The 267-nt window shown below is 69.7% G+C and carries 1 protein-coding gene; it reads left to right on the top strand.

Annotated elements, in window-relative coordinates:
- Window positions 1–267, top strand: a 267-nt coding sequence (locus RYX56_RS22780) for a response regulator (protein WP_317124178.1), incomplete at both ends; no start/stop codon positions are given.

The raw sequence follows: 267 nt of genomic DNA, 5'->3' as shown, positions 1-267 counted from the left end.
GCCCCCCGCGACGCGGCCGGCGAGACCGTCATGATCGTGGATGACGAACCCACCATCCGAATGCTGGTCACGGAAATCATCCACGACCTGGGGTATCAGGCGGTGGAGGCCGGGGAGGGGGCCTCGGCGCTCAAGATGCTGCAGTCGGACGCCCGCATCGACCTGCTGATCACCGATGTCGGCCTGCCCGGCGGGATGAACGGCCGGCAGCTGGCCGACGCCGCCCGCACGCACCGCCCCGACCTGAAGGTGCTGTTCATCACCGGC

Origin of the sequence: Alkalihalophilus lindianensis (assembly GCF_032843265.1) — a bacterium.
Classification (GTDB): domain Bacteria; phylum Bacillota; class Bacilli; order Bacillales; family Bacillaceae_D; genus Alkalihalophilus; species Alkalihalophilus lindianensis.
Note: the sequence above shows the minus strand (reverse complement) of the source record. Positions and strands in the feature narration are given on the sequence as shown.